We start from the raw sequence: 15,256 nt of genomic DNA on the forward strand, positions 1-15,256 counted from the left end.
TAGCCTGTTTGGATTGACGCCATGACCCTCGCCCACGCACCCAATCTCGAAGACTTGAACCACCGCTTCACGCCCGCTCGTGCCGTCTTCGGGCGCCCATGCGGCGTTGCAAATGCTCGCGATGGCTGGAGCCATCGCTGCGCTTTGCGCCTTGCCTGGACACCCGCTGCCGGCCCGCTCGGGCGCAACCAACGACCGGAGCTCGTCTGATGGACCGCCGCGAAACACTGCAATGGATGCTGGCCGCCAGCGCCGTCCTCGGCGCGGACGTGTCGGCCGGCGCGACGCCGGCGCGCAAGTCGGGTGCCAAGGGATCGGCCGGTTATGGCACCGACCCTAAGCTCAACAAGACCTACCGCAGCGGCGAGCTGTGGCCGTTGACCTTCACGGCCGCGCAGTCGCGCACGGCGCAGGCCCTGTGCGCGCTCATCATCCCGGCCGACGAGCATTCGCCCAGCGCCGCGCAGCTCAAGGTGCACCTCTTCATCGACGAATGGGTCAGCGCGCCCTACCCCGCCCAGGGCAAGGACCGCGACCTCGTCCTGAACGGCCTGGCCTGGCTGGATGCCGAGGCGGCGAAGCGCTTCCAAAAGCGCTTCGACCAGCTCGACGCCACGCAGCAAGCGCAGATCGCCGACGACATCTGCTGGGCCGACAAGGCGGCGCCCGAGTTCGCCGACGCCGCGCGCTTCTTCAAGCGCTTCCGCGACCTGACGGCCGGCGGTTTCTACACGACGCCCGAGGGCAGCAAGGACCTCGGCTACGTCGGCAACGTGCCGTCCGTCACCTTCGACGGACCGCCCCTCAAAGTCCTGCAAATCGTTGGAGTCAGCTGACCATGAAGCCCATCCTCGTTGCCGCTGCCCTTGCCGCTGCACTGACCACCGCCCACGCCGCCGACATGACCTTCAACACCCTCACCGCCGAAGAAAAGGCCGCCGGCTGGCAACTGCTGTTCGACGGCAAGACGCTGGACGGCTGGCGTGCCAGCGACAAGCCCGGCACGTTCAGCGTGAAGGACGGCGTCATCGTCACGCACGGCCCGCGCTCGCACCTGTTCTACGTGGGCCCCGTGCAGCAGGCCGACTTCAGGAACTTCGAGCTGAAGGTCGACGTGATGACCTTCCCCAAGGCCAACTCTGGCGTCTACTTCCACACCAAGTGGCAGGAGGTGGGCTGGCCCGAGCAGGGCTACGAGGTGCAGGTCAACAACTCGCACAGCGATCCCAGCCGCACCGGCGGCCTGTGGGGCGTGCAGGACTTCCCGCGCGTCATCGCGCCGGACGGCGGCTGGTTCACGCTGACCACGCGGGTCGAGGGCAAGCGCGTGACGACGCGCATCAACGGCGAGCTGGTGGCCGACTACACCGAGGAGTCGCCCCTCGTGCGCAAGCAGGGCCTGGAGAAGCGCTACCTGGCCAGCGGCACCTTCGCGCTGCAGGGGCACGACCCCGAGAGCGAGACGCACTTCCGCAACATCAAGGTGCGCGTGCTGCCCTGAGCGCAGCGCGGTGGACGTTCAGCCCGGTGCCGGCGCCGCGGCGCCCGGGGCTCAGGCGCCGGGCTGCCTCGCGTCGCCCACGCGGCGGGCGCGCCGTGCGGCGGCGGCGCGCAAATGGGTCAGCGACTCCACGCGCTTGAGCAGCTCGCGGTCGTTCCAGGGCTTCTTGAAGATGCCGTAGACGCCTTCGATCTGGCCCACGCGGCCGTGCAGCTCGTCGTGGCCGGTGATGGCGATGACGGGCAGGTCTTCGGTGGCGAGGCTGCCGTGCACGTCGGCGATCAGCTCGAAGCCGTCCTTGTTGGGCATCTCCAGGTCCGTGATCAGCACGGCGACCTCGGGGTGCGTGTCCAGCGCGGCGACGGCCTCGTTGCCGTCGTTGACCTGCAGCACCGTGTAGCCGGCACCTTCGAACAGCCGCTTGAGCTTGGTGCGCACGACGGCGGAGTCATCGGCGACGAGGACGGTGGGCGGGCCCTCCGGCACGGCGGGTGCGGTGGCCGGCGGCGGCGCCATCGGCGTGGGCGCGGTGACGAAGGCGCTGGCCATGGACGGGCCGGCATGGGGCGAGACCGGCAGCGGCGGCAGCACGACGGGCGGCGGGGCGGCCTGGCGTGACGGCGGCTGGGGCGGGCGAGGCTGCGGGTCGTCGCGCGGCACCCGGTAGTCGTCACGCTTGAGGGCGGCGATGAGCACGATGATGGCCAGCGGCACGGCGATCAGCACCGGCATCAGGTACGCGCCCAACAACTCCTGCAACTCGTGAAACATCTCCATCCCCGGGGTGTAACGGCGGTCAGCCTAACACCCGCCACGGGCGTGCACCACCGAGGAAAGCCGGCAAATCCGCGCGTAATCCACGCGCAACGACGGCACGCGCTCAGAAGGTGACGACGAAGCAGGCGCCGCCGCCCGCACGCCGGGCGTGGCGCACCGTGCCGCCCAGGCCGTGCACGAGCTGGCGCACCACCGCCAGGCCCACGCCGCTGCCGCCCTCGCGCGTCGTGAAGAAGGGCGTGAAGATGCGCCCTTCCAGGCCCGGCGCGACACCGGGGCCGTTGTCGCTGACGCGCAGGCGCAGCCGTGCGCCGCGGCTCAGGGCCGCCTCGATGCGCAGCGCCGGCGCCGGCCGCCCCGCGCAGGCCTGCAGCGCGCAGGCCTGCAGCGCGTTCTGCGCCAGGTTGATGAGCACCTGCTCCAGGTGCGCGGCGTCGGTGCGCAGCGCTAGGCTCTCGGGCTCGACGGCGATCTCCACCGTGCCGCCCGCCGCAGCCCAGGCCGGTGCCACGAGCCGCTGCACGGCCTGCAGCAGCGGCGCCAGTGGCACGTCCGCCAGCGTCGGCGCCGGCGGCTGGCTGACGCTGCGGTAGCGCTCCACGAACGCCTGCAGGTGCGCCGCGCGGCGCGCGAGCGTGGCGAGTGCCGCCGTCAGTTCGTCGCGCTCGCCCGCCGCCAGCAGCGCGGGTGCACTGGCCGCCAGCGACGCGATGGGCGTCAGAGAATTCATGATCTCGTGCGTCAGCACCTGCACGAGTTGCCGCCAGGCCGCCAGCGTCTCGGTCTCCAGCTCCGACTCGATGGGCGCCAGCGCCGCCAGCCGCCAGGCTTGGCCCTGCACGGTCAGCGCCGACACGGCCAGCACGGCGCGCTCCTGGCCGTGCTCGGTGGGCAGCGTGACGACGCGCCGGCCCGGCGCGTCGTCCAGCAGCGCGAGCAGCGCGGCGGGCTCCGTCGCGCGGCCGGGGGCGATCAGCCGGCGCGCGGCTGCGTTCAGTGCCAGCGGCGGCGCATCGGCCACCAGGCGCCACAAGGCCAGCGGCGCGTGCTCCAGCGCCGCGTCCAGGTCGGGGCGCGGTGCGGGTGGTGGGTCGGGGGGCGGCGGCGCGGGCTTGCGGGCGAGGCGGCTCAGCGCCGTCCAGCCCCAGGCCGCGGCGATCAGGCCCAGCAACACGCAGGCCACCAGCAGGCGCGGCGCGTCCAGCGCGGCCACCGCGCCGGCGGCGCTCGTGGCCAGCACCAGCGCGGCAACGGCAATGCGGGTGCGGTCAGAGCCCATGCTTGTCCAGCTTGCGGTACAGCGCCGCCCGGCTCACGCCCAGCAGCCTGGCGGCCTGGCTGATGTTGCCGCCGGCCTGCGCCAGCGCCGCCTGCACGGCCTCGCGCTCGCGCTGGGTCAGGTCCAGGCCGGCATCGGGTGACGGCACCGCAGCGACATCGGCCAGGCCGAAGTCCGCCCAGGTGAACACCGACCCGCGCGCCAGCAGCGAGGCGCGCTCGCAGGCCTGGCGCAGCTCGCGCACGTTGCCCGGCCAGCGGTAGGCACACAGCCGCGCGAGCGCATCGGCCTCGATGTCGCGCGCCGGCCGGCCCTGGGCGAAGTGGGCGAGGTGGTGGCGCAGCAGCAGGGCCACGTCGACCGCGCCGCGCTCGCGCAGCGGCGGCACGCGCAGCACCACGGTGTTGAGCCGGTACAGCAGGTCGGGCCGGAAGCGCTGCGCGTCCAGCAGCGCGGCCTCCGGCACGTTGGTGGCGGCCAGCACGCGCACGTCCACCGGCACCGGCTTGTCGCTGCCCAGCGGCGTCACCTCGCGGCGCTCTAGTGCGGCCAGCAGCTTGGCCTGTTGGGCCAGCGGCAGGTTGCCGATCTCGTCGAGGAACAGCGTGCCGCCCGCCGCCGCGACGAAGCGGCCGGGCCGCGCTTCGCGGGCATCCGTGAAGCTGCCGCGCCTGTGGCCGAACAGCTCGCTCTCCACCAGCGCCTCGGGCAGCGCGCCCATGTCCACGGCCAGCAGCGGCCCGGCCGCGCGCGGTGAGGCGCGGTGCAGCGCGCGCGCCACCAGCTCCTTGCCCACGCCGTTCTCGCCGAGGATGAGCACGCTGGCCTCGCTGGCGCCCACCTGGGCGATCTGCGCGCGCAGCGACTGCATCGCGGCCGAGTCGCCCAGCAGCTCGCCCACGGGCGGCGCCGGTGCGCGCCGGGCCAGCGCCGCCTGCACGCAGGCCAGCAGCCGCTCGTTGGCCCAGGGCTTGGTGATGAAGTCCACCGCGCCGGCCTTCAGCGCCTGCACGGCCAGCTCCACCTCGGCATAGGCCGTCATGACGATCACCGCTGGCGCATCGCGGCGTGCGACGACCTCGCGCAGCAGCGCCAGGCCGGCCGCGCCGTCGCTGGCACCGGGCGTGAAGTTCATGTCCAGCAGCAGCACGTCGGGCCGGGTCTCGTCCAGCGCCGCCATCAGCTCGGTGGGCGCGTGGCGCACGGCGACCGGCGCCAGCTTGCGCAATGCCAGCCGCGCGGCCAGGGCCACGTCGGGGTCGTCGTCAAGGATCAGGATGGTCATGGGCGGGCGCGACTCTAAGCGCGGCTTGTGGAGCGGGGCAAGGCGGTGTCCGGAAGCGGACAGTGGGGGTGTCCGGAAGTGGACGGTTTGTGCGCTCGTCGAGACGTTGGTGGGTGGCAAGTCGCCCGCGGGGGCGAAACCCCGGCACCTCACTGGCCAACAACGCCCATCGACCCCTGGCCTGGCTCTTGCAACCACCTCCACCCATGAACCTGCTGCTCTCCCCCACCGCCTGGCGCGGCGCCTGGCGCCAGTTGCGTGGTGAACCGGTCCCGGCCGTGCTGGTCGTCTGCGGCCTGGCGCTGGGTCTGGCGCTCAGCCTGCTGGCCGCCGCGATGATCCGCGACAAGCTGTGGGCCGATGCCGGCCTGCCCGAGTCCGACCGGCTCGTCACCTTCGAATGGCGTGCGCGCGGGCCTGGCGGCGCCACCACCGAGTGGTTCCCCGACGTGCCGGCGAGCGCGCTGCAGGCGGCCCTGCGCGAGGCCAACGCACCGCTGGGCCCGATGACCCGCGCGCTGAACGCGCCGCTGCCGGCCCGGGCCGACGACGGGCGCGGCGGCCAGCGCCATGCGCGGCTGTGGACCCTGCTGGCCGACCCCGACATCCGCGAGCTGTTCGCGCTGAAGGCGGTCTCTGGCGACCTGGCCGCCGCCATGGCCAGCCCCGAGGGCGTTGCGCTGACCGAGGCGGGCGCGCTCAAACTGTTCGGCACGACGCAGGCCATCGGCCGCCAGCTCACGGCCACCGTGGCGCTGTACGGGGAAAGCCAGCCGCGCCGGCTGGAGGCGGCGCTGACGGTCATGGCCATCATCGCCACGCCCGACCCTCACGGGTCGCTGGGCAGCTACGACGCGCTGGCCGGCTTCAATGCACCGGCGGCCAAGGTCTTCGTCGACCAGGAGACCAGCTGGTCCTTCCCGGCCGGCCACCTGTATGCCCGCCTGCAACCCGGCGCCACGCCGGACGCGATGACCGCGCTGGCGCAGCACCTGCTGGACCGGCAGCCCATCCCGCCGGGCCTGCCGGCCGACTTCCTCAAAGGCGGTGGCAAGTTCGCCTACCTGCGCGCCATGCCCATGAACGACCGTGCGCTGGAAGGCGCCGAGAGCCCGCTGCGGCTGATGCAGATGGGCGCCCTCGCCGCCGCCGCCGTGGCCGTGCTGGCCATGGCCGCCATCAACTTCATCAACTTGTGGAGCGTGCGCACGCTCAGGCGCCAGCGCGAGATCGGGCTGCGCAAGTCGCTGGGCGCCGGGGTGGCGGCGCTGGTGGGCCAGTTCTTCGTCGAGGCCTGGGTCGTCACGCTGCTGGCCGGCGCTTCAGGCCTGCTGCTGGCCTGGTGGGCCACGCCCGCCGTGGCGGCGCTGATGGCACACGAGTTCGTCACGCCGGTGCTGTCGCTGCAGGGTCTCGCGCTGACGCTGGCCTTGAGCGTGGCCATCGCTGCCTGCAGTGCGCTGCCGCTGGCGCTGATCGCGCAGCGTGTGCAGCCGGCGGCGTCGCTCGCCGGCCGCAGCCACAGCGAGGGCCGCGCCGGCCGCTGGCTGCGCCGCGGCCTCACGCTGCTGCAGTTCAGCGCCGCGGCACTGTTCACCGCGATGACCGCCGTCGTGCTGTGGCAGAACCACCATGCCGGCGCGGTCGAGCGTGGCTTTCACGTGCGCGACCGCCTCGCGTTCGACCTGCCGTGGGAGACCCAGCTGCCGCAGACCCGCACGCTGCTGGCCCGCATCAAGGCCTGGCCCGAAGTCGTGGCCGTGGCCGCCGCGACCGATGTGCCGGGGCGCAACTTCTCACGCGTCCATTCCGAATTCACCGGCGCCAGCGGCAATCCGGTCAACCTCGCCACCAGCGTGCAGTTCACGCCGGACTGGCTGAACGTCTACGGCATGCGCGTGCTGGCCGGGCGGCTGTCGGCCGACCACGCCGCCGAGGCCGATGCCGTCGTGCTGGACCGCGCGGCCGCGCAGGCGCTGGGCTTCAACCCGCCCGAGAGCGCCGTGGGCCGCACACTGGGCGTGAACTCGCAGTACTTCGGCGGCAAGCCGGTCACGGTGGCGGCCGTCATCGCCGACGTGCGCATGGAAGACACGCGCAGCCCGCCCGCGCCCAACGTGCTGCGTCCGCGCGTCGAGGTGCGCGGCGGCGCCATCAGCCTGCACAGCCGCGACCCCGCCGCCACCCGCGTGAAGCTGGCTGCGCTGCTGCGCGAGGTGATGCCCGACGAGTCGCCGCAGGTCATGACCGCGGCCGAGCAGCAGGCGCGCAAGATCGAGGAGGACGTGCGCCTGGGCCGGCTCATCGCCATCGTCGGCGCGCTGGCGCTGTTCATGTCGGCGCTGGGCGTCTACGCGCTGGCGGCGCATTCGCTGCGCCGTCGCGAGCGCGAGATCGTGCTGCGCAAGCTGCATGGTGCGGGCCATGGCGCGGTGGCGCGCCTGCTGGCGCGCGAGTTCGGCGTGCTGGTGGGGCTGGCCTGTGTCATGGCACTGCCGCTGGCGGCCTGGCTGGCGCAGGCCTACCTGGGCCAGTTCGTCGAGCGCGCCGACATGGGGCCGCTGGGCCTGGGGCCGCTGGTGATCGCGGCGGCGGCGCTGGTGGCCGTCACGTCGCTGGCCGTGCTGCGCCATCTGCGCGCGGCGTTCGCGCTGCGGCCGGCGCAGGCGTTGCGGGGCTGAGCGCCATGGCCGCGCTTTCGGCCCTCACCTGGCGCAGCGCCTGGCACCAACTGCGCGCGGAGCCCGGCACGGCCGCGCTCGTCATCGCGGGGCTGGCGCTGGGCCTGGCGCTCACGCTGCTGAGCGCGAGCTTCCTGCAGGACGTGTTGCGGCCTGACGGCGACCTGCCGGCGCGCGACCGGCTCGTCACCTTCGAGTTCCAGGGGCGCGGGCCAGGCGGGATCAAGACGGAATGGCACGGCGAGGTGCCCGCCGTGCCGCTGTCTGCGGGGCTGCGCGCCAACGGGGCACCGGTCGAGGCGATGAGCCGCGTGCTGTTCACGCAACTGCAGGCACACGCCACCGATGCCCGGGGTGTGCGGCGCGGCGGCCGCCTGGACATCGCGATGGCCGATCCCGACCTCCAGGCGCTGTTCGCGCTGCGGCCGCTGGCCGGTGACCTCGCCGCAGCGCTGGCGACGCCCGAAGGCATCGCGCTGAGCGCGGCGGCTGCCGAGAAGCTGTTCGGCACGACGGAGGCGGTGGGCCGCAGCTTCGCCGTGGAACTTCCGCCCGACCCGCAGGGCCGCGCGCCGGCCCACCCGTACACGCTGACCGTCAAGGCCGTGCTGCCCACGCCCAACCGGAACGGCACGCTGGTCTTCGACGGGCTGGCCGGCTTCAGCGCGCCCGCCGCCAAGGCCTACCTGGCGATGTCAGACAGCTGGTACCAGGCCAGCGGCCTGCTGTTCGCCCGCCTGCAGCCCGGCGCGCAGCCGGTGCAGCTGGAAGTTCTCGCGCAACGCCTGATCGACCAGCAGCCGCTGCCGCCAGGCTTCCCGATGGATTTCCTGAAGGGCGGCGGCAAGTCTGGCTACCTGCGCGCCATGCCGGTGGCCGACGTGGGCCTGCGTGGCGCCGGCAGCCCGCAGCGGCGGCTGCAGCTCGGCAGCCTGGCGGCCGCCGCGGCCGGCGTGCTGATCCTGGCCGTCATCAACTTCATCAACCTGTGGAGCGTGCGCACCTTGCGCCGGCAGCGCGAGATCGGCCTGCGCAAGTCGCTGGGCGCGCACGTGCTTCAGCTGGCCGTGCAGTTTTTTTTCGAGGCCGCCGTCGTGGCGGGCCTGGCTGGCGCGCTGGGCCTGCTGCTGGCGTGGTGGGCGACGCCGGCCGCCGAGGCGCTGCTGCAGCGTCAGTTTCATGCGCCGGTGCTGAGCCTGGGCATGGCCGTGCTGACCGGCCTGCTGTGCGCGGCCATCGCGGCCGTCAGCGCGCTGCCGCTCACCGCCATCGCACTGCGCGTGCGGCCGGCCGAGTCGCTGGCCGGGCGCAGCCACAGCGAAGGCGCGGCCAGCCGCTGGCTGCGCCGCGTCATGACGACGCTGCAGTTCGGTGCCGCCGCGCTGTTCGCGTCGCTCGCGCTCACGGTGCTGTGGCAGGCCGAGCACGCGGCCGACATCCCGCGTGGCTTCGAGATGCAGGACCGCGTGGCCATCGAGCTGCCCTGGGAGGCCCAGCCGGCGCAGACGAACGCGCTGCTCGAGCGCATCCGCAGTTGGCCCGAGGTCGTCGCCGCGGCGGCGGCCGACGACGTGCCGGGGCGCGACTTCTCCAACTGGTACGGCGAGTTTCGTGGTCCCGGCGGCAGGGCGGTGAGCCTGCGCACGGGCGTGGGCTTCACGCCCGGGTATTTCCAGCTCTACGGCATGCGCGTCATCGCCGGTCGCCTGTCTGCTGACCATGTGGCCGAGCAGGCCCTGCCGGCCATCGTGCTGGACCGCAGCGCCGTGCGCATCCTCGGCTTCGCCAGCCCCGAAGCAGCCGTGGGCCGAACGCTGGGCACGGCGCCCAACCTCGACGGGGGCCGGCCGGTCACGGTGGTCGCCGTCATCGACGACATCCGCCTCGAAGGCCCGCGCAGCCCGCAACAGCCGCATGCCATCACGCCGGTGGCGGAGCGCGGCCATGCCGTCATCGGCGTGCACAGCCGCGACCCTCAGGCCACGCGTGCCAAGCTCTCCGCGCTGGTCAACGAACGATTTCCCGACACGCAGGCCGAGGCGCTCTCGATGCGCGACATGCTGCTGCAGAAGGTCGCCGACGACACGCGGCTGGGCCGGCTGGTGGGCATCGCTGGCCTGATGGCTCTGGGATTGGCGGCCGTGGGCATCTATGCGCTGGCGGCCTACACGCTGCGATTGCGCGAGCGCGAGATCGTGCTGCGCAAGCTGCACGGCGCCGGGCCGGCCGCGGTGGCCGCGCTGCTGGCACGCGAGTTCGTCGGCGTGCTGGCCGTCGCCTGCGCGGTCGCGCTGCCGCTGGCCGCATGGCTGTCGCAGCGCTACCTGGCTGACTTCGTCGAGCGCGCGCCGGTGGGGCCGTTCTCGCTCTGGGTGCTGCTCGCCGCGGTGGCACTGCTGGCCGCCGTCACGGCGCTGGCCGTGGCGCGCCACCTGCATGCCGCGCTGGCGCTGCGCCCGCTGCATGCGTTGAGGGGATGAGCGCGGTGCTGACGTCCGGAGCCGGCATGGATCGCCGCGTCGCAGCGCCATCGCGGCGCTGGGCTGTCGTGCTCGGCGCCGTCGTGCTCCTGGCGATGGCCGGGCTGATGGCGCGCTACTGGCCGCGCGGCGTGCCGGTGTCGCGGGCCGACGTGGAGATCGCCACTGTCAAGGCCGGCGCCTTCCGCGATGTCGTCGTGGGCCGTGCGACGGCGCAGCCGCTGCAGTCCGTGCTGCTGGACGCGACCGAGGACGGCCGCGTGGAGCAGCTGCTGGTCAAGGACGGCGCGCGTGTCGAGGCCGGCCAGCTGCTCGTCGTGCTGAGCAGCACCCAGCGCGCGCAGGAGCTGATGGCGCGCTCCAGCGAGGCGGCGCAGCAGCTCGCCAACCTGGCCACCTTCCGCGCCGGCCTGGCGCAGGTGCGGGCCGCGCAGCGCCGCGAGCTGACGCAGGCCCAGTTCGAGCTGGCGCGCGTCAGCCGCCTGCACCAGCGCCAGCGCGAGCTGGCCGCGCAGGGCTTCCTGTCGCCCGCAGCGTTGGAGGACTCGGCCGATCAACTGGCGATGGCCGAGCGGCTGTTCACGCAGTTGCAGGCCGATGGCCGCGAGGAGTTGCGCACGCGCGAGCAGTCGGTGCAGGCCATGCAACGCGCCGTCGCCGACCTGGACCAGCGCCTGAGCGCCATGCGCACCGCCAGCGAAGGCCTGGCCGTGCGCGCGCCGGTGGCGGGCCGCGTCACCGGCCTGGCGCTGCAGGTCGGCGAGAGCGTGCGCGCCAGCACGCGCATCGCGCGGCTGGACAGCCTGGGCCGCTTCAAGCTGGCGCTGCGGCTGGACGAATTCCACCTGGCCCGCGTGCGCGAAGGCCTGGCCGCCGAGCTGACGCACGACGGCCGTGCCCACGCGCTGCGCGTCGCCCGCATCGACCCGCAGGTCACGGACGGCCGCTTCTCCGTCGAGCTCAGCTTCGACGCCGAGCCGCCGCCGCTGCAGGTCGGTCAGGGCCTGGACGTGCGCCTGACGCTGGGCCAGGCCGGCCAGGCGCTGCTGCTGCCTGACGGCGGCTTCTACGCCGACACCGGCGGCGCCTGGGCCTTCGTGCTCGACGCCGACGGCCGCCACGCCGAGCGGCGCCCGCTGCAGCTGGGCCGCCGTGCCGACGGCGTCATCGAAGTGCTGGGCGGCGTTCAAGCCGGCGAGCAGGTCGTCGTCTCCCCTTACCGCGCCTTCAGCGGCGCGTCCTCACTCCAACTGCACTGAGCCATGTTCAAGCTGCGACAACTGACCAAAACCTTCCGCGCCGGCGACATCGAGACCACCGCGCTGGACCGCATCGACCTCGACATCGAGGCCGGCGAATACCTCGCCATCACCGGCCCGTCGGGCTGCGGCAAGTCCACGCTGCTGGGCATCCTCGGCCTGCTGGACGCACCCAGCGGCGGCGAGTACTGGTTCGACGGCCAGGACGTGGCCGGCTGGCGCGAGCGCCAGCTCAACACGCTGCGCCGCGGCCGCATCGGCTTCGTGTTCCAGAGCTTCAACCTCATCGACGACCTCACCGTGGCCGACAACATCGCGCTGGCGCTGGAGTACGGCGACCTGCACGCCAAGGCCCGTCGCGAGCGCGTGGCCGAGGTGATGGAGCGTCTGGGCATCGCCCATCGCGCCGGCCACCGCCCCAGCCAGCTCAGCGGCGGCCAGCAGCAGCGCGTGGCCATCGCCCGCGCCATCGCCGCGCGGCCGGCCCTGCTGCTGGCCGACGAGCCGACCGGCAACCTGGACAGCGCGCACGGCGCCGAGGTCATGCGCATCCTGCGCGAGCTGAACGCGGAAGGCACGACGCTGGTCATGGTGACGCACTCGCTGGCGCATGCGGCGCAGGCGTCGCGGACATTGCGGCTGCTGGATGGGCGGGTGGTGGTGGATGCGATGAGTACGGTGGGTTGATTTGGGGGTTTGGGGTGGCTTGGCGGCACTTGCCGCCAAGCCACCCCCGGTTCAAGACAGCCAGACCCCGGCCGTCGCGGACCAGGACAGCGCGCACCGCGACCCAGCAAAAAGTTCGCGCCTTCCGAACATCATCCGCTGGCACCGTGATGTCCGCCCCTTAGGATGGCGGCCCATGCACCCCCTAGTTCGTGGCCTGGCCCAGGGTCTGGCCGGCTTCCTGTTTCTGCTGTCAGGTTTAGGCCCCGCGCGCGCCGATGCCGGCGCCGGCCCGCTGGAGGTGCAGTTCCGCAGCGTTGCCGTGCCGCAGAACTCGGTGCCGGCCATCTCGCAGGACCGCGCCGGCTTCATCTGGATCGCGACCGCCCGGGGGCTGGCCCGCTACGACGGCTACCGCCTGCGCGTCATCGAGCAGGCCGGCGACACGGCCGCGCAGCGCAGCCTGGGCTGGGTGCGCGCGCTGGCGCCGGCGGCCGACGGGCGCATGTGGGTGGGCACGGAGTTCCTGGGCCTGGTGGCCTACGACCCGGCGCAGGACCGCGTCGAGCAGCACGGCAGCGCCCAGGGCGGCGCGGGGCCGCATGCGGCCATCCGCGCGCTGGCCGAAGGCCGGGACGGTGCCGTCTGGGTGGGCACGCTGGGCCAGGGCCTGTACCGCTACGTGCCGGCCACCCAGCGCTTCGAGGCGCATGAGCTGCGCTGGCACGGCCAGGCCGAGAAACGCATCCTGGCGTTGCGCGTGGGCGGCGACGGCACCGTCTGGGCGGGGCATTGGCGCGGCTTGGCGCGCCTGGTCAACGGCGCGTGGGAGAACCTGGCGCTGCCCGACCTGCCGGAAGGTGCGAACGTGCAGGCGCTGGCCGAGGACCGCAGCGGCCGCATCTGGCTGGGCACGCAGGACGGCCACATCGGCGTCGTCGAGCAGGGCCGCGTGCGCTGGGTGCAGAGGCTGGACATGCCCGTCAACGCGCTGGCCGAGGCCAGCGACGGGCTGCTGTGGGCCGGCTGCAAGGTCGGCCTGTTCTGGATCAACCCGGCCAGTGGCGTCATCCAGGCGCGGCTGCGCCACGACCCGCGCCGCATCACCGGCCTGGCCGGCAACGACGTCAGCGGCCTGCTGCGCGAGCGCAGCGGCGCGATGTGGGTCAGCGGCTACGGGGTGGGCGTGCAGCGCCACCTCGTGCACCCGGCGCTGGCCGTGCGCGGCCCCGACAACGAGGCCGACAGCCCGCTGGCCGCCGCCGACGTGCGCGCCGTGCTGGCGCTGAAGAACGGCGAGGTGCTGGCACCGACGCAGGCCGGCCGCATCGCACGCCTGGATGGCCGCCCGGGCCGCGACCTGGCCACGTTGGGCGAGTGGCCGCGCGAGCGGCGCAGCGTCGTCGAGGCGCTGGCCGAAGCGGCGGACGGCAGCCTGTGGATGGCCGCGGCCGGCCGGCTGGAGCACCGCACGGCGGCCGGCCGGCTGCTGCGCGACTGGCCGCTGGACGGTGGCCGTGCACAGCAGCTGTTCGTGCGTGATGACGGCAGCATCTGGCTGGGCATGCAGGAGGGCCTGTACCGGCTGGCCGACCCCGCGGCGGCGGCGCTGGCGCGCGTGCACCCGGGCGGCGGTGCGCTGCTGCAGGGCGGCGTCTACGCACTGCGCCTGGCGCCCGACGGGCGGCTGTGGGTGGGCGGGCAGCAGGGTGCGTACCGAGAGCGCGAGCCGGGCGGCGAGCTGCTCGCGCTGCCGCAGGCGCCGGGCGAGGCCCTGGCCAGCCCCAGCGTCATGGCGCTGCTGTGGAGCCGCGACGGCACGCTGTGGGTGGACACGCCCGTCAGCGGCCTGCACCGCCTGCGCGGCTGGGACGCCCAGGGCCGCGCGCGCTTCGACCGCGTCAGCGAGCGCCACGGCGTGGAGGGCCTGTACGGCGGCAACCTGCACGAGGACGGCCAGGGCCGCATCTGGAGCCAGCTCTACGTGTACGACCCGGCCGCCGACCGGCTCGACAGCTTCGGCAATGCCGAGGGCGCCAGCTTCGGCAGCTTCTGGTTCTTCGCCAGCACCGAACTGCCCGGCGGCGGCCTGCTGTTCGGCGGCAGCCGCGGCCTGCTGCGCGTGCTGCCCGAGGCCTGGCGCGCGGTGCCGTCCAGCCCGCCGCTGGTGGTCAGCGGCCTGCGCGTGAACGGCCAGCCCCACCACCCCACGCGCGCGCTGCGCGAGGGCCTGACGCTGCCGCCGGCCAAGCGCACGCTGTCCATCGAGTTCGCCGCGCTGGACTACGCCGACCCGACGCGGCTGCGCTATGAGTACCGCCTGCAGGGCCTGGACACCGACTGGACGCGCGTGGACGCCAACGGCCGCAACCCCGGCTTCGGCCCGCTCAAGCCCGGCCGCTACACGCTGCAGGTGCGCGCCACGTCGCACGCCGAGCTGTGGGGTGCCGAGATGCTGCAGCTGCCCATCGAGCTGGAGCCGGCCTGGTGGGAGACGGTCTGGGCGCGTGCCGGTGGCGTGCTGCTGGGTTTGGTGCTGATCTGGGCCTGGATGCGCTGGCGCACCCGCTCGCTGCGCCGCCGCGAGACGGAGCTGCGTGGCCTCGTGGACGAGCGCACCGCCGAGCTGCGCGAGCTCAGCCTGACCGACACGCTGACCGGCCTGCGCAACCGCCGCTACCTGGAGCTGCGCCTGGACGAGGACCTGCGCCTGTGCCTGCGCCGCTTCGAGACGCCGGGCCATGACGGCAAGGCCGACGGCCCGGGGCCAGACGCCGACCTCGTGCCCATGCTGCTGGACCTGGACCACTTCAAGCGCGTCAACGACGTGCATGGCCACGCGGCGGGCGACGCGGTGCTGGTGCAGCTGGCCGACCGGCTGCGGCACGTCTTCCGCGAGACCGACTCGCTGGTGCGCTGGGGTGGCGAGGAGATCCTGGTGCTGGTGCGCGAGACCGACCGCCGCGACGCCGCCGAGCTGGCCGCGCGCGTGTGCGCCGCGGTGCGCGACACGCCGTTCGAGATCGGCCCCGGCGAGACGGTGCACGTCAGCGTGTCCATCGGCTTCTGCGCCTTCCCGCTGGACCCGCGCCACCCGCGGCTGTGGGACTGGCGCGCCTGCCTGGCGCTGGCGGACTCGGCGCTGTACGCGGCCAAGGCACAAGGCCGGGACGGCTACGTGGGCGCCGTGCGCGCCAACGGCCTGTCGCCGCGCGAGGCGCCGGACGACCTGCGCGGCTGGCGCACCGAGAAGCGGCTGGAGACGGTGCGCAGCGTCGCCGACGGCGGCGAGCGCTCGGCCTGGATGGAACAGCTGTCGTAGCACCTG

At 73.7% G+C, this 15,256-nt stretch carries 10 protein-coding genes; 7 read left to right on the top strand and 3 right to left on the bottom strand.

Going from position 1 to position 15,256, the window contains the following annotated elements; genetic code table 11:
- The first annotated feature begins 209 nt into the window (after positions 1-209).
- On the top strand, positions 210-836 hold the full coding sequence (locus ACO07H_RS03245) for a gluconate 2-dehydrogenase subunit 3 family protein (RefSeq protein ID WP_422011059.1): 627 nt from the start codon (positions 210-212) through the stop codon (positions 834-836).
- Between the two features lie 2 nt (positions 837-838).
- Entirely contained in the window at positions 839-1,501 is a 663-nt protein-coding gene (locus tag ACO07H_RS03250) for a 3-keto-disaccharide hydrolase (protein WP_422011061.1), read from the top strand.
- A 51-nt stretch (positions 1,502-1,552) separates the two neighbouring features.
- Here ACO07H_RS03250 and ACO07H_RS03255 read toward each other — a convergent pair whose 3' ends face one another.
- From ACO07H_RS03255 to ACO07H_RS03265, 3 genes are all read right to left on the bottom strand, one after another.
- The gene (locus ACO07H_RS03255; RefSeq protein WP_422011063.1) at positions 1,553-2,278 is read right to left on the bottom strand and encodes a response regulator; all 726 of its coding nucleotides are present in this window, start codon (positions 2,276-2,278) and stop codon (positions 1,553-1,555) included.
- Positions 2,279-2,381: 103 nt separating this feature from the next.
- Positions 2,382-3,557, bottom strand: a complete 1,176-nt coding sequence (locus tag ACO07H_RS03260; protein WP_422011065.1) for a sensor histidine kinase — start codon at positions 3,555-3,557, stop codon at positions 2,382-2,384.
- Positions 3,547-4,842 carry a sigma-54-dependent transcriptional regulator gene (locus ACO07H_RS03265; RefSeq protein WP_422011067.1) on the bottom strand — a complete coding sequence of 432 codons (1,296 nt, stop codon included), beginning with the start codon at positions 4,840-4,842 and terminating at the stop codon, positions 3,547-3,549. Before ACO07H_RS03265 ends, ACO07H_RS03260 begins: the two co-directional genes overlap by 11 nt.
- A gap of 206 nt (positions 4,843-5,048) precedes the next feature.
- Between ACO07H_RS03265 and ACO07H_RS03270 the strand changes: the two genes are divergently transcribed.
- The 5 genes from ACO07H_RS03270 (at position 5,049) to ACO07H_RS03290 (ending at position 15,250) form a co-directional block, all read left to right on the top strand.
- Positions 5,049-7,523, top strand: coding sequence for an FtsX-like permease family protein (locus ACO07H_RS03270; RefSeq protein WP_422011069.1), 2,475 nt, complete (start codon positions 5,049-5,051; stop codon positions 7,521-7,523).
- A gap of 5 nt (positions 7,524-7,528) precedes the next feature.
- Positions 7,529-10,003, top strand: a complete 2,475-nt coding sequence (locus tag ACO07H_RS03275) for an FtsX-like permease family protein (RefSeq protein ID WP_422011071.1) — start codon at positions 7,529-7,531, stop codon at positions 10,001-10,003.
- A gap of 26 nt (positions 10,004-10,029) precedes the next feature.
- Complete coding sequence (locus ACO07H_RS03280) at positions 10,030-11,262, top strand: efflux RND transporter periplasmic adaptor subunit (protein WP_422011073.1); 1,233 nt, start codon at positions 10,030-10,032, stop codon at positions 11,260-11,262.
- A 3-nt stretch (positions 11,263-11,265) separates the two neighbouring features.
- Positions 11,266-11,949 (top strand): ABC transporter ATP-binding protein, encoded by a 684-nt coding sequence (locus ACO07H_RS03285; protein WP_422011075.1) that lies wholly within the window; start codon positions 11,266-11,268, stop codon positions 11,947-11,949.
- A gap of 175 nt (positions 11,950-12,124) precedes the next feature.
- Complete coding sequence (locus ACO07H_RS03290) at positions 12,125-15,250, top strand: two-component regulator propeller domain-containing protein (protein ID WP_422011077.1); 3,126 nt, start codon at positions 12,125-12,127, stop codon at positions 15,248-15,250.
- Positions 15,251-15,256: the final 6 nt, after the last annotated feature.

The sequence above is a fragment of the Roseateles sp. genome, assembly GCF_965229315.1.
In the GTDB taxonomy this organism is placed as follows: domain Bacteria; phylum Pseudomonadota; class Gammaproteobacteria; order Burkholderiales; family Burkholderiaceae_C; genus Pelomonas.